Consider the following 23,445-nt stretch of genomic DNA (forward strand, 5'->3'; position numbering starts at 1 on the left):
AAACCCCATTAATGGGGTTTTTTTCTTGCAAAATTCTTCTTCTGATGTTTTCTTTCACCATTTTTCTTTTGATGGACATTTTTCATTTGTTGTCCATCTTGTCGTTTTTTTGCAGAAGTGTCCCGCTGAGTTTCTTTTTCCTTATTCTCATTCCCTAGATTTTGTTTATTTATTCTAATATTTAGCTCTTTTTCAATTAAATCAAGAGTCGGCCGGTCCTTAGTAGAATAAAGGGTGATAGCTAGTCCTTTCGTCCCTGCCCGTCCGGTCCTGCCAATTCTATGAATATAACTCTCGGGATCCTGAGGAATATCGTAATTAAACACATGGGTTACACCTTCTACATCAAGTCCTCTTGCTGCTACATCGGTGGCAATTAGCAATTGTATTTCCGCATCCCGAAACCGTTTCATGACCTGCTCTCGTTTTGCCTGTGACAAATCACCATGCAACTCATCGCAGGGAAATCCATGGCTTTTTAGAATTTCATAAAGCTTGGAAACTCTCCGTTTTGTCCGGCAAAAAATCACTGCTAAAAATGGCCGATGCGTTTCAATTAATTGGATAAGAGTTGCCTGCTTCGCACGGTCAATCGTATGAATGGCAATCTGTTTCACATTGTCAGCGGGTCCCTGAACTTTTTCGACTTGAATATATTCCGGGGTCCGCATGTATTTATTTGCAAGCTTTTTAACCTCAGGAGGAATTGTTGCTGAGAACAGCATGGTCTGCCTGCTTGCGGGCGTTTCTTTAATGATATCCTCAACCTCGCTGAGAAAACCAATATGAAGCATTTGGTCTGCTTCATCCAGAACAAGATAAGATACATTCGCTAATTGGATTGTTTCCCTTCGAATATGATCGAGAAGCCTGCCCGGAGTCCCTACAACAATCTGTGGATGGTTCTTCAATTTCTTTAATTGTCTGTCAACATCTTGCCCGCCATAAACAGCTAGAACATTAACATCATCGAAATCATGAATCAATTTTTCAATTTCATCCGTAATTTGCAAAGCCAATTCTCTCGTTGGCGTCACAATAAGGGCTTGAATATGAACGTCATTTCGATTCAATTTTTCAAGGATGGGCAGGATAAAGGCCAGCGTCTTGCCTGTACCTGTTTGTGCTTGGGCAATTGTATCCATGTCCTTCATAATAACCGGAATCGCCCGGTGTTGAATCGGTGTTGGGGTTGCAATCCCATACCTGAGTAATTTATCTACTACTGTGGTTGAAATCCCTAATGATAAAAATTCTGACAAATAACCGCCTACTTTCTGTATTACCTTCCACTAATAATGATTGTTTTCCACAATAATTTCAATTATTCATTTGCGAAAATTGAATTTACCAGCAAAAAAGCAAAAGGCTGCTGAGCTATCTTAGGCAGCCTGGTATTTTTATAAAGGTTCTTTACTGTTTCGTATCATAAGGATAAAGTGACAATTTTATGAACTCTTTAAACTACCTAATAAAAAAATTAGCTTCTTGAAATATTGGATTCATAAATATCAATGATATATTTAAACTATCTATTAATTCGGGTACCGATTATCGGTTTCACGAATGGAACATAGGAGGAACTCTCGTTGGATTTACACCAGTTATATGTATTTACTAAGGTGGTTGAACATAAAAGCTTTTCGAAGGCCGCTGAGGATATTTTTCTAAGTCAATCTACTGTCAGTTCCCATATTCAGGCCTTGGAAAAAACATTGAATGTACAGCTTTTTGATCGCGTTGGTCGTGAAAGTATATTGACTCCCCACGGTGAGCGGCTTTATCAGTGGGCGCTTAAACTATTGCTCTTAAAAGACCAGGCTTTAATGGATTTAAAACAAGGAATGACTGAACTTCGAGGCATGATTCGGGTTGCCGCAAGCTCGGTGCCGGGGCAGTTCCTTCTGCCGAAAATGGTCAAGAGTTTTAGAGAAGATTACGAAAATGCCATGTTTCATATTAGCCAGTCCTCCTCAAAAAATGTCGTGGAAAAAGTACTAAACGGATCCGTCGAAGTTGGGGTCTTAGGAGAAAAGTATGAAAGCTATAAACTTCACTATATACCGCTATTAAAGGAGAAGCTTGTTCTGATTACAGCAAATGAACGGAATATAACAGAACCGGTAAACATTCAAGAGATTTTGAAGTATCCATTTATTATGAGGAACTCCGAGTCTGGCACAAATGCCATTCTTGAAAGAGTTCTAAAGAAACATAAAATATCAAAGGATAAATTGAATATTATTGCTTATACAGATTCCAGTCAGAGCTTAATACAGTTTGTCATACAAGATATTGGCATCTCGATTATTTCCGAAATAGCCGCACGAGAATATGCTGCCCAAAACAGACTTAAAATGTATGAAATTCCTGGATTTGATGAGGAAAGATACTTTTATCTCACCTATAACATCCATAAAACCCAATCCATCCTAGCCAAACTATTTATTGAAAAAGCCGCTGAATTGCTCTAAAAAACTTTGACGGGGGGCATGCCCCCGCTGCTGTAAAGTATTACGTCCGGCAGTTCCCAAGTTCTTTAATGATTTAAGGTTTAAGGATTACTTTGATGCAGTCTTCGGTTTTAGTATCAAATACTTCGTAACCGTGCTTGGCTCGGTCTAGCGGAAGAACGTGTGTGATAATGTCAGATGGGTTAAATTCCCCCCTGTTTACCATGTCATACAGAAACGGCATGTAAGGTATTACTGGTGCCTGTCCCATCTTAATATCCACATTGCGCTGAAAGAAATCCCCCAGCGGAAAGGCATTGTATCTGCCGCCATAAACTCCGGTAAGTTGTACCGTACCGCCTTTTCTTACCGCCTGGCTGGCTATAACAACCGCCCCCATCGCCCCGCCGTGCAGTTTCATCCCTGAAGCTAGGAATTCCAATGGGGTCATTTTCCCATCCATCCCTACTGCATCAATGACAATATCCGCTCCGCCCTGGGTGATTTCCAACAAGTAATCCCCGACATTTTCATGATCCTCAAAATTGACAATTTCTACTTTATTCGTGCGTTTTGCGTGCTCAAGGCGGTAGCCCACATAATCTACAGCAATAACCCGTTTTGCCCCTTTAAGCCAGGCAAATTTTTGCGCCATTAAGCCAACTGGCCCGCAGCCAAGAATAATAACAGTATCACCGGGTTTTACACCTGCATGGTCCACACTCCAGTAGGAGGTCGGCATAACATCTGCCAGTAAGACCAGTTTTTCATCCTCCACTTCACAGTTTTCCGGTATTTTGAAGGGTGTAAAGTTCCCAAACGGAACCCTCATATATTCTGCTTGACCGCCGGCATACCCGCCCGTTGTTTCCGAATAGCCGAAAAAGCCCGACCCTTGACCATGCGGGTTGCCGTTATCACATTGACTTGTAAGGTCGTGAGTACAATACCAGCAGTGCCCGCAGCTGACATTAAAAGGAATGATGACCCGGTCTCCTTTTTTTAAGTTGGTTACCTCCGGGCCGACCTCCTCGACAATCCCCATCGGTTCGTGGCCGATCACATAATCGGTAGGCAAATTCGGAATCATCGCATGGATGAGATGTAAATCAGAGCCGCAAATCCCCGAAGTGGTGATTTTTACGATAATATCATCAGCATTTTTAATGGACGGGTCCTTCACCTCCCTGATCTCTACATTTTTTATACCTTGGTATGTAACAGCCTTCATTTATTATTCACCTCCCTATTTGTTTGGAGTTGCAAACATCCCGCGGCGATCTGTGTCACTAGGATATATATCCAACTCCGCAATCTGGATGGCAGTTTCTGCCGCTTTAAGATCGACCGGAAACTGTTCTTTAACGCTATGGGGATTCAACCATCCCTTTTTTATCATTAGGTCTGAAATCTCCGTATGCAAATCAATGGCCGCTTCCATTTGCCGATGTAAAGTCCTCCGCAGCTCCGGGTTGGCTGTTTCGGTAATGGCAAAGCTATACGTCCGGATTCCAGTCTTGATGCCCAGCAAAAAGTCCATCGCAATTGCTGAATCTGCCAGATTCGGCATCCCTTCCGCATTCCTTGGGTCTAAAAAGTCCTCCATTCCATTCACCTCTCTTTACTGCAGTAACTGGCTTTGTTGATAAAATCGAAGTAATTCGTTCATATCCTGAATGGACTGCTTTACATCCTTGGCCATTAAGGCTTTTAATTCGTTATCAAAGCAGACACCTTGCATTAATTTTGATTTCAATAAGCAGACAGTTTTAAAATTTATTAATTCATGCGTTTCCATCGTTTCATGCAAAGCCAACCTGTCCATGGATTCACCTCCAATTTGATACCTTGTTATTTTCTCCATAGGACAATTTCTTTTATGCAAAACCAGAAGGTGTATAACAATCAGGAAGGATAGAAACGATAAAAAAGAACGATTAGGTACGATTGGGGGGAGTTATGTGATTAAACGATTAGCACTCCATGAAACTGTGGATCTCCATGAAATAATCGCTTTTAAAAATCTTTGCCTTACGAAAACGGCAACAATGAGTAAATTGGCGCAGGATGAGGAGCTGCAGGCCATTCTTACGGCTGATGCCGCTGCAGGAATCCGGCACATCGAAAGACTAAAGGAGTTTTTAACAAATCGGGGGGAAAATGAGTGAATCAATTAATCCAAAACCTGATGGGCATGGGCGGATTGACAGACCAGGTCATCGCGACCGATTTTCTTGTTTCAGCCAAAGCGGCTATAAGAAATTATGCTGCAGCGATTACAGAAACCGCCACACCTGAATTAAAAGCGGCACTGCGCGAACAGTTAAACGAAGCAATCGCCACGCATGAGAAAATAACAAACTATATGTTGGCAAAAGGCTTTTATCATCCACATGATTTAAGTGAACAATTGAACCTTGATTTAACTGTTGCGGACACGTCCATAAATCTTGCTCAAAAAATGGGTCAGCAATAGAAAAGGAGAACACTTCGGTTCTCCTTTATATTTTGATGGCCATTTCCTTTAATTTCTTTTTGTCAATTTTTCCCACATGGGTTTTCGGAAGTTCGTTTACTTGAATAAATTTTTTAGGAATTTTATAGCGGCCTAGTTTGGCTTCACAATATGTTTTTAGTTCACCTTCAGTTATGCTCCATTCCTTAAAAACTATAAAAGCCACTACCACTTCGCCCCATTTTTCGTCTGGCTGGCCGATGACAGCAGCCTCTTCGATAGCTGGATGTTCCGCAAGCCAATGCTCAACTTCCAAGGGATAAATATTTTCACCGCCGGTGATGATCATATCCTTTTTCCGGCCGACAATATAATAATAGCCCTGTTCATCCCTTCTGGCTAAATCCCCGGTGCGGATCCACCCATCTGTCATTGTTTCGTTCGTCGCTTGTTCATTATTCCAATAGAACGAAAAAGCATGCTTGCCCCTGATTAATAGTTCGCCTACTTCGTTTGCTGCTGCTTCCCTGCCATCTGTCTTTTCAAGAGTGATTGAATTAAACATCATCGGTTTGCCGACTGAGCCGCGCTTTATCTGCGCTTCCTCGGGGCTTATATAAAAATTATTCGGTCCCGCTTCTGTCAACCCATATCCTTCTTTAAAAGCCAAGCCCTTTTTTTGAAACGCCTCATAAATTTGCATGGGACATGGCGCCGCCCCAGATAAGAAGACTTTCATAGAAGGAAAATGGTTGCTTTTAAATTCTTCCGATTGGATTAACATATGATACATCGTTGGTACTAGGAGAATGATTGTGCAGTGGTAACGATTGATGGATTCTACTGCTTCCGCCGCATCAAAATGGTTCCCAATGGCAACGGTCCCGCCCATCATAAGGATGGGAATGCTTAACGCATTCAAGCCGCCGGTATGAAACATGGGCATATAATTGACTGTGACATCTTGATCCGTCAGCCCCCAGCTCAAAATGGAATTGATCCCATTCCAGAGGATGGAGCGATGGCTTAACACAACACCTTTTGGCTTGCCGGTTGTACCGCCCGTGTAAATCATCGCTAATGGGTCGGTTTCAGAAATTTCTTCTATTTTTTGGAGACATTTAATTTCAGAATAATTAGGGCCTCTGACCATAAAAGAGTGTGGTTTTTCCCCAGGAAGCTGATCATATTTATGAATAAATTGTTCATGTACCCAGATCAGAATCGGTGTGCAGTCCTGCAATATTTCGTTTATTTCATGAACAGAAAGCCTCCAGTTCAGCGGTACAAAAATAGCGCCAATTTTTCCACAGGCAAATAATAAATCAAAATAGCATATATCGTTTGGGGCCAAGAGAGCAACCCGATCGCCCTTTTTTACGCCTCTGTTTTGCAAGTTTGCTGCCGTATTGTTCGCCCGTGCGCTCAATTGTTCGTAAGTCCAAGTCTCGTTAGTCTTAACATCGATTATGGCAGCTTTATTTGGCGATAATCTCGCTCTATTTTCCAGCCAATCCAGTTCCCACCTCACCAAAACTCGCTCCTTCACTACTAGATGGTGCTATTTTAGCTGGGAGTGGTTACAGAGGAGTTACATAAGAGTCCATTACATAAAATCACGGTTTCACAACGTAAATTTGGGTGCTCACTACATAATTTCAGGTTTTTACTACAAAATTCCGGACTTTCACGACACATTTTGGAACAAACAGGAAAAGTTAAATAAAAAAACGACCCAGAAAGGCCGTTCCCTTAACTCACCCCTTATACCTGCACTTCTTTCTCCAAAAACTTTGTCATCTCCTCCAACAATTGCGGCAGGTCATCCACTAATGGGGAGTGGCCACAGTTTTTCAATTCCACATAGGTCGCCTTATCTCCCAAATCTGCTAAAAGCTCATTCGTCATTTCTCTGGTAATGACCATATCCCTTTCACCATATAAGACTAGAACAGGAACATGAATGTCGTCGACCTTGCCATTTCCAGGAACAAGTCCATTATGAAAATGGCTGATATTAAAGGTATTGTTGGCGTGATGGACTTCAGCTAAATTGCGCTGCGTCCGCATGTCTTGAACATACTCATCATAAAGAGCAGGTGCCGGCTGATTGTGAGTGTAAATGACTGCGTTCCAAATTAATTTCAGTAAAGCGGCATCATTGGTATCATAGGCGGCTTGCACAGGAATCGTGCGGACGAGGTCCCGCTTTATCTCTTCATGCAAGGTAAATCGGCGCAGCTCATCAGCATCACTCAATTTCCCGTCAAAAGGATAGCCTCTCGTGGATTCGGAAGCAAGCAATATTAATTTATTGCAGTATCCAGGATAATCAGCGGCGAATTGCATACCCACTGCACCTCCGGTTGACCAGCCGACAAGCGCAAAGTCTTTCAAACCAATCGCGTCTACAAACAGCTTGACATCATCAGCGAAATCCTTAATCGACATAATTAGGTTGTTATAGGTAGACAGGCCGAATCCCCGCAAATCAACGGCAAACAATTTATATTTCTCATCCATATTTTCAAGAACGAGATCCCAGTGCTTGGATGAAGTCATATTACCATGAACTAATAATACCTTTATTTCTCCGCCTTCCCTTTCCCGGTAGAAAAGCGTTTCTCCGTTTGAAAGCTCGACACTCTTCACTGATACGTTTACCATCCCTATCATCCCTTTCCCCATTTAATGGTTGTCGCTCCCCACGCATAGCCAATACCGGCGCTGACAAAAACGACAAGATCACCGTCCTTCACTTTCTCTTCCCGTAAAGCCAGCTCCAACGACAAGATTTGATCTATCTGCCCAATATGACCGTAATCCTCCAAATAAATTGCCTGCTCGTCGGACAAGCCCAGTTCTCTTAAAACATATTCATGAGCGGATTTTTTCATGTGAAGAATCGCTAAATACGCAATATCATCCACTGTATACCCACTCCTCCGAACCGATTCGCGAATGACTTTTAAAAAATTGCTCATTGATTTTTCCTCAAGGCGCTGTTTCATCCCCTCAGGGTCAAGTACATCGAGCATGTTCAAGCGTTTGGCAATCGCCTCGATCGAGATCGGATGTTTAGTGCCGCCGGCAACGACGACGACGTCCTCGGAAAAAGAACCATCCGTCAGGATTTCCGTCTCCAGCAAAAGATTTTCCGAATAATCTTTTTGAAGAAGAATGGCCCCGCCGCCAGCACCAAGATTATACATAAATCTTGTTCTAGGGTTCTCGTAATCTATGAAATCAACATTTCGGTAACCCCCGGCAAGAAGAACCGTACGTATACCTGGGTCAGAGAGCATCATGCTTTTCGCTACCTTCAACGCCATCACGGTTGTGCCGCACCTTAAAGCCGTATCAAACGCCCAGGCATTAAAAGCGCCGATTGCTTCCTGCAGTTTGATTCCCGCCGTCCAGAGTGGATATTCCTTATGCTCCTCACCGATATAAATGACGAGGTCAATATCCAAAGGATTAAACGAGGCTTTCTCAAGCGCCTTTCTTGTAGCAAGGATGCCCATTTCACAGGTATGGTCATCGGGACCTGGAATATGCTTTTTCCTAATCCCCATTTTTTCTTCTACAACGGTCACCGGAATGCCTGCCTTTTCGGCGATTTCCCGACCAGTCATTGTTTTTTCCGGCAAGTATATCCCTGTACTTACTATGCCTATTTGCAAAACGATCACCTACTCTATGAATCTTCCGCAATTTCCTTCATAAACGACATCGCCTCTTCAATCGTTTCGAATAAAGTTTCCCGGTCTTCCTGCACATGGGTCACTTTAATCCTCCAGTGCCGGGACCCAGTCTCCTTTTCGACTGCAGCCAATTGAAAACGAACGACAAAGGAGGTAACTTGATTCGTATCCATCGCCGCCTCCTTCTAGCCCGCCAGCTTTTCTTTTTTATTGACTGCCTGCTGCTTTTTCCGCTTCCAGGTTATGGTCCTTAACGTACCGACAATTCCTTTCGGGAAAAACATGACCACTAAAATATAAATAATGCCAAAAAAGATAATCCAGCGTTCAAAAATCCAATGCTCTTTCGCCAGCTCTGTCAGCCAGTCATGGGCAAATTCAATTAATCCCGCACCGATCATCGCGCCATATAGTGTGCCGACACCGCCGATAATCGTCATTAACAACGCATCCAATGTGATGTCCATCGAAAAAACACTTGTATTGACAAACCGTAGTGACATCGCATAAAGAATACCCGCAACACCAGCTAATACTCCGGAAACAATGCTTGCGGCAATTTTATAGTGGAGGACATGAAAGCCAAGAGACTCGGTGCGCTGCTCATTCTCGCGAATCGCTTGAAGCACCCGTCCCAACGGTGAATTGGTAAACCGCTTTAAAATCATAAACACCGCCGCCATAATCAGCAGACAAATCAGATAGTAATCAGTCCGGTCAATAAATTGCTCCGGAACACGAAATGTAAAGCCATCATTCCCATGGGTCAGGCTCCGCCATTTTTCTGCCGCTACTAGAAACAATCCCGATAAAGACAACGTTAACATCGCATAAAAGTGGCTTTTTAAGCGGAGCGTCAAAAGACCGACTAAAAAGCTGACCAGCGCCGTTAAAGCAAGTGTTGCCAATAGTGCAAGCAGGAAATTCAGCATCGTCGGCTCAAATCGCTTCATAAAAATCCCGATCGAATAAGCTCCAATTCCAAAAAACATCGCGTGACCAAAAGAAACAATACCGGTAAAACCAAGGAGCAGGTCATAGCTCATTGCAAATACCGAAAAAATAAATATTTGCGTTAATAAAATCATCAGATTACGAGATTCATAGACAAATGGCAAGAGAAAGAGAAATGCTGCAACTATCCAAAATAATGTTGTCCCCTTATTGGTCCGTAACCACTTCATATTCTCACCCCTTTGCCCCAAATAGCCCTTGCGGCCGAATAATCAATACAACTGCCATCAACAGCATATTAACAGCCAGCGACAAATCCGGAACATAGTACGCCATAAAAGAACCGGACAGCCCCACCAGAATGGCCGCCAAAATGGAACCACTGAAATTGCCCATGCCCCCGATGACTACCACAATAAAGGCTAAAATGGCAAACTCCATTCCCATCCCGGCATGGATGACTCCGGAATATGGCCCCAAAAGAACTCCGCCGAGAGCAGCCATTCCTGCACCAATCATAAATACAAACATAAATACCCTTTGAATATTGATACCTAATGCCTGGACCATTTCCTTATTCATTACGCCAGCTCGGACGACAAGGCCGATTTTTGTTTTTTTGAGCAAAAATTGCACGCACATATAAATAAGCAGGCCAGCCAAAATAATAAATACCCGATATTTAATGATAATCACGCCGCCTAGTTCCCAGCTTCCCTTTAAATAATCCGGTGGCGTGGCGGTAATTTGATTAGGTCCCCAAATCACCTTCAGCATTTCCGAAAGCACAAGCATGAGCCCAAGTGTAATTAAAATTTGCTGGACATGATTGCCATAAACCGGTTTGATAATCCATTTTTCCGTGATGATGCCTAAAAGGAATCCAGTCAGGACGGCACCGGCAATGCCAATCAGAAAGCTCCCCGTTTTCCCATAAATCCATAAACCACTGTAAGCTCCCCAGGCAAATAACCCGCCATGGGCAAAGTTCAGTACATCCATTAACCCAAATATTAGCGTTAATCCGGCTGCCAGCAGGAAAATGAGCATCCCAGTCGCCAGCCCATTTAAGGCCAAATTGAAGAATAAATCCACAAAGGTCTTCCCCTTTCCTAGGCAATCCCTAAATATTTTCGTTTCTTTTCCTCGTTTTCTTTCAATTCCTGCATTGTTCCATGGCTTACTGTCTGGCCGTCATCGATAATGTAATAACGGTCACCGATCGTACTCGCCATCATGAAATTTTGCTCGACCAAAACAATGGTTGTCTGCTCCTTCATTTGGGTAATGGATTCCATCACCTTTTCCACAACGATTGGAGCCAGTCCCTTGCTCGGCTCATCGATTAACAGCAATTCATTTTCATTAATATAGGCCCTGGCAATGGCCAGCATTTGCTTCTGCCCGCCACTTAACAGCCCTCCCGGCTTGTTCCAAAACTTTTTCAAGTCAGGAAACAGCTCCAGGATCCAATCCATTCTCTTCAAGGTTTCTGTATTTTCCTTTTGCATTGCCACCTTCATATTTTCCTCAACGGTTAAGCCTGAAAAAATCCCTTGGTCTTCCGGTACAAAGCCAATCCCTTTTTTGGCAATGGTATAGGGGGCAAGAGTCTGAATGGACTCTCCTTTAAAGATCACACTTCCTTTGGAAGCAGGTGTAAACCCCATGATAGTCCGTAAAGTGGTCGTCTTACCTGCTCCATTTCGGCCAAGCAAAACGGTCACTTCTCCCTTTTTCACTTCCAACGAAACACCCTGAAGAATATGATATTGGCCAATATGTGTTTCTATGTCCTTTAGCTGCAGTAGTTCGCTCATTCGTAAAGCCCTCCTAAATAGGCCGACTGAACCGTCTCATTTTTCATGATTTCCTCTGGCGTGCCGTCAGCCAGAAGCCTGCCGTTAAACAAAACCATGACAGAATCGGACAAATCTAAAATCATATCCATTTTGTGTTCAATTAGAATGATGGTTCGATCCCCTTGCTGCTTAATCCGCTTGATGACTTCCAAAATCGCTGGAACCTCCTCCAGGGACATCCCCGCGGTCGGTTCATCCAGTAGTAAAACCTCTGTTTCCAATGCCAGCAGCATGGCAATTTCCAGCTTCCGCTTTTCACCATGGGCAAGGTTAGCCGCAAGTGAGTCCTGTTTGTCATCGAGAAGCACCAGCCTTAGCCATTCCAGTGCCTTCTCTTCAAATTGGCGATATTTTTTATAATGAAAGAGCATTTGATAGCGGATTCCCGCCTGCGATTGGACAGCGAGCCGGACATTTTCCAAAACGGTTAAATTCGGAAATACATTTGTAATTTGAAAGGAACGGCCAATTCCTGCCCTGGTTCGTTTCGTCGGTGAAAAAGCAGTGATGTCTTTCCCCCGGTAATAAATTTTCCCTTTTGTCGGTGTAAGCTGCCCGCTTAATAGATTAAAAAAGGTCGTTTTTCCGGCGCCATTCGGCCCGATAATTGACTTAAAGTGTTTTTCAGGAACTGTTAATGTAACGGAATCAACCGCGGTATGGCCGCCAAAGGTTATCGATAAATCATTTGTTTCGATCAATGCTGCCAAACATATCACCACCCTAGATTACAAATAGGAAGAGGGGGACCCGATTAAACCTTAATCCCCCCACTCACCTGTGAAATTTATTTAGCTAATAGGAAATTAGAAATTTTTCCAAAATTTCCAACTTCCTAACGCATAAATTCAACTACGCCTCATGAACCATCCTATCGGACTCGCCAATCGGCGAGTTTTCATTTATTACGAATTGGCGGAGCGGTTTCCTCAGGAGTCAGCTCGCGCATTAATACCGGAACCGGATAATTCACGCCATCCTTTTTCTCAAGCTTAATCGCATATAATGACTGCAGTGCCTGGTGATCCTCAGGTCGGAAGGTCATTTTTCCTTTCGGTGTTTCAAAGCTCATTCCTTCCATCGCTTTAATCAATTTATCGGCGTCAGTATCGCCTTTTGTTTTCTTGACAGCTTCCATTATGGAGATCGCTGCACTCATACCTCCTGGTGTAAATAGGTCGGGAACCTCATTGTTAAATTTCTTTTTATGTTCAGCGACAAGCCAATCATTGATTTTATTTTTTGGCAGATCATGATAATAGACAGTGAAGCCTTCCATTCCTACAAGTGGTGCCATTGTAGATAAGGCCGCAATATCCGGTGCTCCGGTTGAGATTTTGATGCCTTTTTCCTGAACCTTCATATCGGCAATCTGTTTCCATGGAGAGTTAGCACCCGCCCAGACTACGAATAGGTAATCAGGTTTGGCATCAATGATTTTTTGAATATTAGAGGTAAAATCCGTTGCTGCCGGATCTGCATATTCTTCCTTTACAATGTCAGCACCTAATTTCTTAGCCGCTTCTTTAAATGCTGCTACCCCGTCACGTCCAAATGAATAATCAGGAGCTAGGGTCGCAATTTTAACACCCTTTTTCGCGATAGCTGCTGCACCTGCAACTGCATCCTGTGAAGAGTTCCGTGCTGTTCGGAAAATATAAGGGTTGAACTCGGACCCAGTAATCGTATCCGCTGCAGCTGGCTCAACCACCATAATTCTTTTATATTCCTCAGCCAGCGGAAGTACTGCTAATGTATCAGCCGAACTAGACGATCCAACCAAGAAATCTACCTTATCTTCTTCTAATAGTTTCGTTGCTTTTTGTACAGCTACTTCCGGCTTCGTTTCGGTATCTTCCACATAGAATTCAATTTTTCTGCCATCCACTTCCATCTTTCCGTCTGTAGCATATTGTAGTCCCAGCTCAAAGCCTCTTAATGTTTGTTTACCGTAGGACTCCAAGGCTCCAGTTTTTGATGCAAGCACACCGATCTTAATTGGGGCTTTATTTTCTTCCTTCTTTCCACCGTTGTCCTTCGGCTCTGATGATGATTTGTCCGAGCTGCACGCACTGGCAAACAGCATCACAAACATTAGTAATCCTAAAAATGCCCATCTTTTTCTGCTTCCCTTCACATCTCTTCCCCCTTAAAATTTTTCAGGTCAATCATGGAAATGCTTTGACTTCATCATAGGAAATAGGAGTTACAAAGAAGTTACAAAAAAAACAGCCTTTTTTTCAGGCTGTCAGATTGGCTGTATATAGCTGTCAGATTCCATAATCATGTCACGCATATGCCTTGTTGGCTCAAGCGGCGAAACACCTAGTTCTTTTTCGAGGACCTCGGTGCATTTTTGATACCATTTTAAGGCCTGCGGCCGGTTATTTTTACGATAGTAGCAGTACATGAGCAGCCGGTATGCTTCTTCCCAGGTACGGTCCCGCTCCAATATTTTTTCACACCAGAAAATGGCCCCATCATAATTTTCCTGACGAACATAGGCTTGAGCCATTTTTTCCGCTCCTCTTAGGAAATAAACGAGCATCCTCTCCCTTTTGCTAATACACCAATCATCGTAGCGGCGGTCAGGCAAATACTCCCCCTGATAGAGCTTTAAGCCCTTTTCCAAAAAAAGCTGCCCTTTCTCAGGTTCTGCTTCCTGAAGCCCTTTTTGAATCAAGTCCTGAAAAAGGACTGTATCCAATTCAATCACCGCCAGTGGATTTAATCCATAGAAGCTTCCTTCTCTTATCACAAAAAAAGGGGCAGCCCTTGCCTTCCGTGCCGGTTCAAGGACATTCTGCAGGCTGTTTAAGGCCACCTTAAAGTCCCGGTCAGCACTTTTTCTCTCTTGATTTGGCCAAAGGATTGCAATAATCTCTTCTTTTGAAATTAATTCACCAGTAGTCATCAATAATTGAAATAGTTCCTTTGCCTTTTCTCTTTGCCATTCCTTTTCACCGACTTCCTTATCCGCCAGCCAAATTCTGAATTGCCCAAGGGTTTGGACTCTGATGGAATAACCGGGGTGGGATTCCAAGGCGGCAATTCCCATATCCTGCAGAATTTTGGCCGCAAATCCTGTTTGTCCGTCTTCTTTTAAACAATCTATTAACATAGGAATGAACACCTGCAAATCTCTTGGACCAAAGACAGATCTTTTATGAAAAATGAATTCATATTCGTGTGTTTGGACAATATTTAAAAACTCAAGCATGGCAGTCCTGAATTGTTTCCAATTTTTCTCGATGTGAAAACAATAGGCCAGCCAGAAATTGCTGAGCATTTGACCATAAGAGTCCTCACAATGTACAAACATGGTATTCGTTTGTTCCAAGTAATCCAGGGCCTTCGAGAATCGTTCATTATGAATGCAAGTGATTCCCATACCAAGCGTAATCATGGCCGAAAGCCAAAGATCATTCACTCTTTCCGTCTCCTGCAAAGCACGTTTACCGGCCGTCATCGCCCGTTCGAATTCCCCTCTGACGCCATATAAAATGCAAAGTCCCATTAATGGCTCTGCCTTACCACGGTCGACTTGCAATTTATCCATCAATTCTAGTGCCGTCTGATAGCAGTTTTCCGCTAACGAAGAATCATATTTATTCAAAATTTGAACAGCGTGCCCCATCCTAATCCACCCGCAGGCCTCTACAAATGGAGCCTTCAAGCTGATTCCCTGCTGGATGCCTGCCTGGGCAAGCTCTTTTGCTTTATTCCCTTCTCCTGTAAACGCCTCGATAATGGAAAGTAATAAGTCAATTTCACGGTGTGCCTGCGGCAAGGAAGAAAGTTGAACATTCTTCACTTCAGCTTTTTTCATATATAGAAATTTCTTTGCTTTCTCAAACCGTCCTGTTCGTAGATACAATCTTGCCTCGAGGCTTCCGTCAAGCTTGGAAATAGTCGATTCCTTGGCTTTTTTTAGCCAAACCTCCGCTTTTTTTGCTTTCCCGGAGTTAAGCAGATTCTCGGATAATAATTCATAAAGTCTGCCGCTCTCCTCCACGGGGCTATTGCTTTTTTCGCGGTGGGCAATCGCTTCATATAAAAGCTGTTCTGCATGCTGAGGCTGAATCGTGTCCAAGTAAATCTTTGCTTTTCCCTCTAAAGCCCTGCTTATTCCGAGGAAATCATTTCTCCTCCGTGCACCTTCGTAAGCCTCATGATAACATACTTCGGCGTCAAGATATTGGGAACGGTATCGGTATACCTCCGCTTTCAATAGCCAAAGAAGATAGTAGGTATCGAACTCATCCTCAGGGATTTTTTTTAACAAATCCGCTAAGCTTTCCAATTTACCGCTTTCTAGCATGTGAAAGCCCTTTTCCTGCAATATGGAGGCAATTGCTTTAAACTGTTTTATTTTTTTGTAATGATAAAGTGCCTTTTCCCAAAGCTCTCTTTTTTCATAAAAACGGGCACATCGTTCGTGCAGGAAGATAAAGTTTTCCGGATGGTTCTTTTCAAAATGATTTTCTAAGAAATCCTTAAATAAGGCGTGGTAACGATAATGCTTCGAGTCGACTTTTTGGATAAACAGGTTTCGGTCTTTTAACTGTTCCAACATACTTGAGGCCGCTTGAATGCCGATGACCTCGTCACATAATTCCTCTTCAATCTCCTCAAAAATAGATGTTTGTTCAAGAAATTGCTGAATGATGGGCGGCTGCTTTGAAAACACTTCCAAAACTAGATACTGAAAAAAGTCATGAAGGGACAGGGAAGATTGCTCAATTAAAGCGGAAATGTCCTGTTTCAAGGGAATTTGCTGGGCAATCATACATGTAGCAATAATCCATCCTTCTGTTACTTGATAAATAGCTAATAAATGATGATGCTCCACCTCCAGGCCATATAAGTCCAACAAGAGCAATTCCATTTCCTCGATGGTCAGAATTAAGTCCTCTTTGGTAATTTCCAGCAATTGTCCGCACACTTTCATTTTTGTAAGAGGCTTCCAAACCGGACGGCTTCGGCTGGAGATCACAATATGCAAATTGGCAGGGATATGCTCGAGAAGATTTTCCATGAAACTATTAATGGTATAGGACTGTTCAATTTGGTGAAAATCATCCAAAATCAAAATGATTTCAGAACTGGTTTCAAGGATTTCATTAATAAACAAAGAACAGAGGAAACCTATTTCTTCATTGCGGATATAACGATCTGTGGTTTCCACAAAGGTTAACAACTCTCTGCCAAACTCAGGGGCAGCTTTTCGAATGGAATGGATAATATGAGATAGAAACGGAAGGATATCATCATCCATAGAAGAGATGGAATACCAGCAGCCATTAATATTTTCGTCCTTCATGAACAAGGCAAGAGCAGTGCTTTTTCCAAAGCCAGCCCCGGAATGAATAATAGTTAAGGGATGTTCTGGTATTTTCTTCAGCTTCCTCGTAAGATTTGCTCTTCTTAGAAACTCATCTTTCACCGCAGGAACCCGCAGCTTCGTTTGAATAATTGGAAGCTTCATACTTGAAGGCCTCCCCCTCTAAAAAAATTCCCAATTTTTACACTATTTTACCATACTGGAATATAGCTGTACGAGTTAACTAAAAGATTTTTTTATTTCATAAAACTTACATTGCGGGAAGAAACTAAATTATCTATATTTATAGAGGAGGATTAGTAATGCCTGAAACATGTTTTTATTGTACAAATGAATTTGAAGAAAAACATCTTCATCAAGTTTCTTTTGTCTCAGCCACTCAAGAAAGGCACGAAACGCTATGTGATGAATGCTATGAAGAATGGCTCCATGGAATAAAGGGCTAATCATCTGTAATTAACAGCGGCATACACTTTCCGTCCCAAAGAAGGTGTATGCTGCCCCATTGGAGTGTTCAGCTTGTCCATTAAGAAAAAACTTCCGCTATTATTTTGTTTACTTGTATTTATCATTTTAGTCACGAATAATGCTTTTCATTATATTCGTTCAAAAAATCAGCTCATTAGTACTAACAATCGAGAGATTTCCATGATCACAAAGGAAATTTCCTATCATGTCAAAAATACAACCAAGGGTTCCTTATATGTTGAAGATATTCTTGGCAGGGATTTACGGATTGCCTCCCTCGCCATCAAGGATCAGCTTCCGCCCCGCTGGGAGGTTGTCTCAAACGAGCAGCTCAAAAAAATAGCCAAGGACGTCGGGGTCTCACACATTACTTTAATGGCAAAGACAGAAGATGACATTATTGGTGTGAAATCATCTGACCCTCAGGAAATTAACATGTCCACCAAGGGATGGGGTTATTGGTATGAAGCCTATCAGCAGCTTTTTGCGTTAAAGCCTGTTACGGTCGGAAAGGGGTTAACACTGCCAAATTATTGGTCGGGACCGATCGAAGTAGCCTCTTCGGATCCGGATCACGTTGATAAATGGGGCTATTATTATGATGGAACAACGAATTATATCATAAACCCTTATTTCCGGGACAGTGAAGCAATAGAATATGAGGATCTTTTTGGCCCTAAAAAAATTATAAAAGATTATACCAAGCAAAAAGGTATTTTGGAGTTAACTGTTTTCAATCCCAAGAATTTCGGAAAAAAGGACGAATACGTTCATTTAAACGGAAACTCCTATATGCGCATTTCAGCGCGTCCTAAGTGGTACGGTGACTATAAATACGAAAACTATAAAAAAGATGCTGCTTTAATCAAAATGGCGATGAAAACAGGGAAAACGCAATCCTACAAGGGCCACTTAAATGGCAAAAACGTTATGAAAACCTTCGTCCCCGGTTCAGCCAATGGTACAGCTTTTGTGACGGGCCTCGTTTATGATTATGGACTGATAGAAAATGAATTGGCGCATGAACTGAAGGTTCATATCCTGCTTTCCATTATCATTATGATTATCGTGTTAATTATCAGCTTTATTTTTTCAAACTCCATTACCAGGCCGATTGGTTACATCGTGGATCGGGTCAATGAAATAGCCAAAGGCAATTTTGGAAAAAACCTTCATTTGAAACGCAAGGATGAGCTGGGCATGCTGGCGGAAAACGTCAATGCCTTGTCTAAGGACCTCCACAACTATGTAACGGACCTCCAGCAGAGCAGGGAATTTATCGAATACCAAGCGAATCATGACGCGTTAACAGGACTGCTTAACAGAAGATATTTTCAAGAAAAACTGCCTTCGATAGTAAATAGGGCGAATCAAAATGGAGAAACCTTATCGGTTATTTTCATGGATATGGACCGTTTTAAGGAAGTTAATGACTCCTTTGGGCATTCCAAAGGGGACGAAATCCTCAAAATGACTGCCAGTCGTATAAAGGATAGCCTGCCCAATAATGAAAATCATTTCATCATCAGGCAAGGCGGCGATGAATTTATTATTTTATTGTTCAATTATAATTTACAAGATACAAAGAGTGCTGCTGAGAGAATCATTTCCAACTTAAAAGCCCCTTATTTTCTTGATGAAACAGAAATTTATATGGGTGCCAGCTGTGGTGTCAGCATCTACCCCGAGCACACAGATAATATCGAAAGTCTCATTATCTACGCAGACACCGCCATGTATACGGCAAAGAAAATGGGAGGAAACAAAGTTGTTGTTTTTTCAGAACAGTTAAGAAAGGCGAATATAAAAAGACCACATCTTGAGGCTCGCTTAAGAAAAGCGATTGAAAATGAATTATTAGAAGTCTATTACCAGCCAAAAATGAATGTAAAAGAAGGTACCATCTTTGGTGTTGAAGCATTGCTGAGATGGACGGATGATGAATTGGGTGTTGTTTCGCCGGAAATATTTATCCCGATTGCCGAAGAAACAGAATTAATTCAGCCAATCTGGGAATTTGTGATGAAAACAGCCTGCAGTCAGGTAAGCGTCTGGAACAGGAAAAGGCCTATTCCGTTATCAGTAGGCGTGAATTTTTCTGCCCGGCAGTTTCAGGAACCACGCAAGATGGTCACAATGATCGAAGAAATTCTTGCCAATAGTGAATTACGTCCTGACTGTTTTGAAATTGAGATTACAGAAAGCATTCTTTTGAATAATTCACGAGAAATTGTTCAATCACTTCGCACACTTAAAAGTTTAGGAATCTCCATTTCTATTGATGATTTTGGGACGGGCTATTCGTCTTTAAGCTATTTAAAAGATTTACCGATCGATTGCTTAAAAATCGATAAATCCTTTATTCAGAATATCGAAGAAGATTTTGAGAACTCCGAGATTCCAGAAGCGATTATTAATCTGGGCCGAAGCTTAAAGCTTCAAGTAATTGCAGAAGGAGTCGAAAAGGAATATCAGAAGGAATTTTTACTTTCTAGAGATTGTTGTTTAATGCAGGGCTATTTATTTAGCAGGCCATTAAATAAAAGCGATTTTGAGGAATATTTGAGAAAGCAAAAAGAGGCTGAATGATTCAGCCTCTTTTTGCCTTTGTTTTAAATTACTTCCGTTTCGCTGTTTCACAGACTCTGCTGCCGGAGGAATCAATTTGCAGGAGCTTTACGGTCATTTCCGGGAAAGCCTTTTGGATATCTGCAACCAGCTGACGGCCATTGCCCTTTTCAGCAAAGCAAAGGACAGTTGGACCTGCGCCGCTTAATGCTGTTCCGAATGCCCCATTCTCTTTTGCAAATTGTTCAACGTCTTGATAAAAAGGAATCAGCGGTCTCCGATAAGGCTGATGAAACCGATCTCGTTCCATCATTTTTCCGGCCATTTCCCAATTTTCACTTAACAGGGATGCCACCAATACGTTCGCAGCTGAAGAAGCCTCGATCGCTTCTTTCATCGAAAAGCTGTTTGGCAGTACTCCACGTGAATCCTTAGTTAATAAGATTTCTTTTGGAATAACCGCAGCCATTTCAAAGGAAAGATTGGTAAAGCTCAGCATCTCCACTTCGTTTTGTCGATAACTTCCAATGACAAGGCCCCCATAAAGGGATGCCCCGACATTGTCCGGATGGCCCTCTATATCAGTTGACAATAGAAGCTTGTCCTCCTTTGTCAGGTTTAAGCCACCCACGATATCAGCAAGTTCAATCCCTGCAATGATAGCAGAAGCGCTGGAACCGAGTCCCCGTGCCAAGGGAATTTCACTTTCCATTTTTACACGGCAGGGAGTTAGCTCTTTTCCATATTTCTTAGCTGTCTCAAGGGCAATTTGTGCAATAAAATGGGTTTCATCAGTTGGAAGCTGTTTTAATTCAGGGTTAGGAGAAAAGAATTCCCAATGGTCACTTTTCTCCACCTCTAAAGTTAAATACAGATCTACCGCAAGTCCCATGGAATCAAATCCCGGACCAAGATTGGCTGTGCTTGCCGGAACCTTGATCATCCATTGATTATTCAGCGGCATGCCCGACAACCCCTCGAATATGCTCTGCCACAGCCTTTTCATCGTTTGGCAATACAACAGGTTTCACCAAACTGCTCTGAATAGCTGTGTCCGGATCCTTCAAGCCATTTCCTGTAAGAACAGCGACAATTTTGGTGCCTTTGACGATTTTCCCGTTTTGTAATGATTTATAAACACCAGCGATGGAAGCGCAGGATGCCGGCTCTGCAAAAACACCTTCTGTGGAAGCTAATTTTTTATAAGCCGCGACGATTTCATCATCGGTAACCTCATCAAACTGCCCGTTAGATTCATTTACTGCATTAACCGCCAAATCCCAGCTGGCCGGGTTTCCAATCCGAATCGCTGTTGCGATTGTTTCCGGATTTTCAAACACGCGGTTATGTACGAGAGCGGCGGCCCCTGCAGCTTCAAAACCGAACATTCTTGGCAGACCAGTTTCTTTTTTACTGTTATATTCTTTAAAGCCTTTCCAATAAGCACTGATGTTACCGGCGTTTCCAACCGGGATCGCTAAAATTTCAGGTGCTGAACCAAGCTGGTCACAAACCTCAAATGCAGCTGTTTTTTGCCCTTCCAGACGGAAAGGGTTAACTGAGTTAACCAATGTGATTGGCTCTACCTCGCTGATATCTCGCACCATTTTAAGAGCCTGGTCAAAATTTCCCTCAATGGAGATGATTTCGGCCCCATACATCATCGCCTGAGCAAGTTTGCCCATGGCAATTTTCCCTTCCGGAATCACAACGATACAGTTGATACCCGCCCGGGCTGCATATGCTGCAGCGGCAGCTGAAGTGTTTCCGGTAGAGGCGCAGATGACAGTTTTGCTGCCTTCCTCAATTGCTTTGGCAACCGCCATTACCATTCCTCTGTCCTTAAAGGAACCAGTTGGATTGGCTCCTTCTACTTTTACATAAAGCTCTACTCCCCATTCCTTGGAAAGATTCTGCAAGTGAATTAGCGGAGTATTTCCTTCATTTAGCGTTAGCCTTGGTGTCTCATTATTTACTGGTAAAAATTCTTTATATGCTTCAATTAATCCTGGCCATCTCATATCGTTTTCCTCACCACTCTATATGCACTTTTTATTTCTTTTACAGCTTGCAGGTCATTTAACTCCTGTAGAATTCCATCGTAGCTTGTTAAAGAAGCTTTGTGGGTTACTAGGACAATTTCTGATGTTTCATGTTTCTTGATTGGCAGCTGAAGAATTTTTTCAAAGCTGACCCCATACTTAGCAAAAATCGTCGTTATATCGGCAAAAACACCAACTTCATCGCGGACGTGGATACGCAGGAAGTACTTCGAATATTTTTCGTTATCATCCTTTAATTGCTTTGGATATTGCGGAGTGACTGCACTTTTCCCATTCACGCCGAGCCGCAAATTTTTCACTACACCGACAAGGTCAGAAACAATGGAGGTTGCTGTTGGCAGACTGCCTGCTCCAGGCCCGTAAAACATCGTTTCCCCCACAGCTTCACCGTACACATAAACAGCATTGTATTCATTTTGAACGGAAGCAAGCGGATGATTGTCAGACAAGAAGGTAGGCGCGACACTGACTTCGACCTTTTCTCCTTCACGGTGGGCATATCCAATCAGCTTCATCGTATAGCCAAGCTGTTTCCCATAGCGGATATCATCTTCCGTTACGCCAGAAATGCCCTTCACCTTTACATCCTCTAAATCAATGTGCATGGAGAAGCCCAATGTAGCAAGGATGGTCATTTTACGTGCTGCATCCAATCCTTCAACGTCAGATGTCGGGTCAGTCTCAGCAAAACCGAGAGCCTGCGCCTCTTTCAGCACCTCATCATAGGAGCGGCCTTCATTGCTCATTTTCGTTAAAATATAGTTTGTTGTTCCATTGACAATCCCCATCATTTGCGTAACACGATCAGAAGCAAGACCATCCACCAAACTTCTGAGAATCGGGATACCGCCAGCCACGCTCGCCTCATAAAACAAATCACAGCCATACTCCGATGCCACCGTCAACAGTTCGGAGCCATGAAGCGCCATTAAATCCTTATTGGCAGTCACAACATGCTTGCCTTGACGGAGGGCCGTAATCAAATAGTCTTTTGTGGCGTCAATGCCGCCCATAACCTCGATGACAACATCTATTTCTTCATCCAATAAGATGTCATCAGCATTATTCGTTAATAATCCTGCTTCGATTTCAACAGGTCTAGTTTTAATTAAATTTTGAACCAGAATTTTTTTAATCGTTACTGGACAGCCCACCTGGTGCATTAATTTATCCTGATTTTTTTTAATAATTTGGACAACACCTGAGCCAACGGTACCCAAACCCAGTAATCCAATCGAAATTGCTTTCACCCATTTCCCCTCCGTTCCTATGTCCTTCTGGTGTGAACAATTGTATTTCTATTGTAGACATTATAAGGGTCTATTCATTTTTTTACAATAGATTTATTTCTGACTTTTCTTACTGTAATCGCTTACTAATGCATTATAGCAAGGTTCCTCATTTTGAGTAAAAATTTTCAGAGAAAACTGGCAAATTTTTTTGAATTTAACCCCTTTACAAGCCTGAAAGCGGGATGTAGAATAATGCCTATATTCAGTTGAATTTTGAAATTTCACTCAATTGGGTGTATTCTATTAATGAAAAAGTGATGATGAAGACGGCAATAGGAAATA

The 23,445-nt window shown here is 42.5% G+C and carries 22 protein-coding genes and 1 other annotated feature (1 of these 23 only partly in view); of the genes, 5 read left to right on the forward strand and 17 right to left on the reverse strand.

All coding sequences use genetic code 11. The features are described 5' to 3' along the window. Window positions 1–8: 8 nt before the first annotated feature. Entirely contained in the window at window positions 9–1,262 is a 1,254-nt protein-coding gene (locus ACNQGS_RS20165; RefSeq protein ID WP_491488923.1) for a DEAD/DEAH box helicase, read from the reverse strand. A gap of 327 nt (window positions 1,263–1,589) precedes the next feature. On the opposite strand from ACNQGS_RS20165, the gene ACNQGS_RS20170 reads away from it, so the two are divergent. Next, window positions 1,590–2,474 carry a selenium metabolism-associated LysR family transcriptional regulator gene (locus tag ACNQGS_RS20170; RefSeq protein WP_491488924.1) on the forward strand — a complete coding sequence of 295 codons (885 nt, stop codon included), beginning with the start codon at window positions 1,590–1,592 and terminating at the stop codon, window positions 2,472–2,474. Window positions 2,475–2,547: 73 nt separating this feature from the next. Here ACNQGS_RS20170 and ACNQGS_RS20175 read toward each other — a convergent pair whose 3' ends face one another. From ACNQGS_RS20175 to ACNQGS_RS20185, 3 genes are read right to left on the reverse strand one after another with little or no spacing between them, the layout of a single operon-like run. Continuing rightward, window positions 2,548–3,684 (reverse strand): zinc-dependent alcohol dehydrogenase, encoded by a 1,137-nt coding sequence (locus ACNQGS_RS20175; protein ID WP_491488925.1) that lies wholly within the window; start codon window positions 3,682–3,684, stop codon window positions 2,548–2,550. 15 nt (window positions 3,685–3,699) lie between these two features. Beyond that, window positions 3,700–4,059 (reverse strand): spore coat protein, encoded by a 360-nt coding sequence (locus ACNQGS_RS20180; protein WP_464491323.1) that lies wholly within the window; start codon window positions 4,057–4,059, stop codon window positions 3,700–3,702. Window positions 4,060–4,074: 15 nt separating this feature from the next. Then, complete coding sequence (locus tag ACNQGS_RS20185) at window positions 4,075–4,278, reverse strand: spore coat protein (protein WP_464491324.1); 204 nt, start codon at window positions 4,276–4,278, stop codon at window positions 4,075–4,077. 136 nt (window positions 4,279–4,414) lie between these two features. Here ACNQGS_RS20185 and ACNQGS_RS20190 point away from each other — a divergent pair, with 136 nt between their 5' ends. Both ACNQGS_RS20190 and ACNQGS_RS20195 read left to right on the forward strand, forming a co-directional pair. After that, window positions 4,415–4,621 (forward strand): hypothetical protein, encoded by a 207-nt coding sequence (locus tag ACNQGS_RS20190; protein WP_464491325.1) that lies wholly within the window; start codon window positions 4,415–4,417, stop codon window positions 4,619–4,621. Further along, on the forward strand, window positions 4,618–4,929 hold the full coding sequence (locus tag ACNQGS_RS20195; protein ID WP_491488926.1) for a spore coat protein: 312 nt from the start codon (window positions 4,618–4,620) through the stop codon (window positions 4,927–4,929). The genes ACNQGS_RS20190 and ACNQGS_RS20195 overlap by 4 nt, the downstream gene beginning before the upstream one ends. A 25-nt stretch (window positions 4,930–4,954) precedes the next feature. Here the strand turns inward: ACNQGS_RS20195 and ACNQGS_RS20200 are convergent, their stop codons facing one another. From ACNQGS_RS20200 to ACNQGS_RS20245, 10 genes are all read right to left on the reverse strand, one after another. After that, window positions 4,955–6,439, reverse strand: a complete 1,485-nt coding sequence (locus ACNQGS_RS20200; RefSeq protein WP_491488927.1) for a class I adenylate-forming enzyme family protein — start codon at window positions 6,437–6,439, stop codon at window positions 4,955–4,957. 233 nt (window positions 6,440–6,672) lie between these two features. Next, window positions 6,673–7,575 carry an intracellular short-chain-length polyhydroxyalkanoate depolymerase gene (phaZ, locus tag ACNQGS_RS20205; protein ID WP_491488928.1) on the reverse strand — a complete coding sequence of 301 codons (903 nt, stop codon included), beginning with the start codon at window positions 7,573–7,575 and terminating at the stop codon, window positions 6,673–6,675. 5 nt (window positions 7,576–7,580) lie between these two features. Then, complete coding sequence (locus ACNQGS_RS20210) at window positions 7,581–8,591, reverse strand: 3-oxoacyl-ACP synthase (protein ID WP_491488929.1); 1,011 nt, start codon at window positions 8,589–8,591, stop codon at window positions 7,581–7,583. A 14-nt stretch (window positions 8,592–8,605) separates the two neighbouring features. Beyond that, window positions 8,606–8,785 carry a hypothetical protein gene (locus tag ACNQGS_RS20215; RefSeq protein ID WP_213117939.1) on the reverse strand — a complete coding sequence of 60 codons (180 nt, stop codon included), beginning with the start codon at window positions 8,783–8,785 and terminating at the stop codon, window positions 8,606–8,608. Window positions 8,786–8,797: 12 nt separating this feature from the next. After that, entirely contained in the window at window positions 8,798–9,796 is a 999-nt protein-coding gene (locus ACNQGS_RS20220) for a branched-chain amino acid ABC transporter permease (protein ID WP_378582662.1), read from the reverse strand. A gap of 4 nt (window positions 9,797–9,800) precedes the next feature. Next, the gene (locus tag ACNQGS_RS20225) at window positions 9,801–10,661 is read right to left on the reverse strand and encodes a branched-chain amino acid ABC transporter permease (protein WP_491488930.1); all 861 of its coding nucleotides are present in this window, start codon (window positions 10,659–10,661) and stop codon (window positions 9,801–9,803) included. Window positions 10,662–10,678: 17 nt separating this feature from the next. Next, window positions 10,679–11,386 carry an ABC transporter ATP-binding protein gene (locus ACNQGS_RS20230; protein WP_491488931.1) on the reverse strand — a complete coding sequence of 236 codons (708 nt, stop codon included), beginning with the start codon at window positions 11,384–11,386 and terminating at the stop codon, window positions 10,679–10,681. Continuing rightward, entirely contained in the window at window positions 11,383–12,138 is a 756-nt protein-coding gene (locus tag ACNQGS_RS20235) for an ABC transporter ATP-binding protein (protein WP_491488932.1), read from the reverse strand. The genes ACNQGS_RS20230 and ACNQGS_RS20235 overlap by 4 nt, the downstream gene beginning before the upstream one ends. Window positions 12,139–12,326: 188 nt before the next feature. Continuing rightward, on the reverse strand, window positions 12,327–13,523 hold the full coding sequence (locus tag ACNQGS_RS20240) for a substrate-binding domain-containing protein (RefSeq protein WP_491488981.1): 1,197 nt from the start codon (window positions 13,521–13,523) through the stop codon (window positions 12,327–12,329). A 153-nt stretch (window positions 13,524–13,676) separates the two neighbouring features. Continuing rightward, on the reverse strand, window positions 13,677–16,916 hold the full coding sequence (locus tag ACNQGS_RS20245; RefSeq protein ID WP_491488933.1) for a winged helix-turn-helix domain-containing protein: 3,240 nt from the start codon (window positions 16,914–16,916) through the stop codon (window positions 13,677–13,679). A 158-nt stretch (window positions 16,917–17,074) separates the two neighbouring features. On the opposite strand from ACNQGS_RS20245, the gene ACNQGS_RS20250 reads away from it, so the two are divergent. Both ACNQGS_RS20250 and ACNQGS_RS20255 read left to right on the forward strand, forming a co-directional pair. Continuing rightward, on the forward strand, window positions 17,075–17,218 hold the full coding sequence (locus ACNQGS_RS20250; RefSeq protein WP_491488934.1) for a hypothetical protein: 144 nt from the start codon (window positions 17,075–17,077) through the stop codon (window positions 17,216–17,218). Between the two features lie 73 nt (window positions 17,219–17,291). Next, window positions 17,292–19,829 (forward strand): bifunctional diguanylate cyclase/phosphodiesterase, encoded by a 2,538-nt coding sequence (locus ACNQGS_RS20255; protein ID WP_491488935.1) that lies wholly within the window; start codon window positions 17,292–17,294, stop codon window positions 19,827–19,829. A 28-nt stretch (window positions 19,830–19,857) separates the two neighbouring features. Here the strand turns inward: ACNQGS_RS20255 and thrB are convergent, their stop codons facing one another. Genes thrB through ACNQGS_RS20270 form a run of 3 tightly spaced genes read right to left on the reverse strand, consistent with a single transcriptional unit; the run spans window position 19,858 to window position 23,121 of the window. Next, window positions 19,858–20,772 carry a homoserine kinase gene (gene thrB, locus ACNQGS_RS20260; protein ID WP_491488936.1) on the reverse strand — a complete coding sequence of 305 codons (915 nt, stop codon included), beginning with the start codon at window positions 20,770–20,772 and terminating at the stop codon, window positions 19,858–19,860. Next, entirely contained in the window at window positions 20,759–21,829 is a 1,071-nt protein-coding gene (gene thrC, locus ACNQGS_RS20265) for a threonine synthase (protein WP_491488937.1), read from the reverse strand. Before thrC ends, thrB begins: the two co-directional genes overlap by 14 nt. Beyond that, complete coding sequence (locus tag ACNQGS_RS20270) at window positions 21,826–23,121, reverse strand: homoserine dehydrogenase (protein WP_491488938.1); 1,296 nt, start codon at window positions 23,119–23,121, stop codon at window positions 21,826–21,828. The genes thrC and ACNQGS_RS20270 overlap by 4 nt, the downstream gene beginning before the upstream one ends. Window positions 23,122–23,411: 290 nt before the next feature. Beyond that, window positions 23,412–23,445: a binding site (T-box leader), on the forward strand (it continues 180 nt past the right edge of the window).

This window comes from Neobacillus sp. PVCKKU3 (assembly GCF_058323225.1).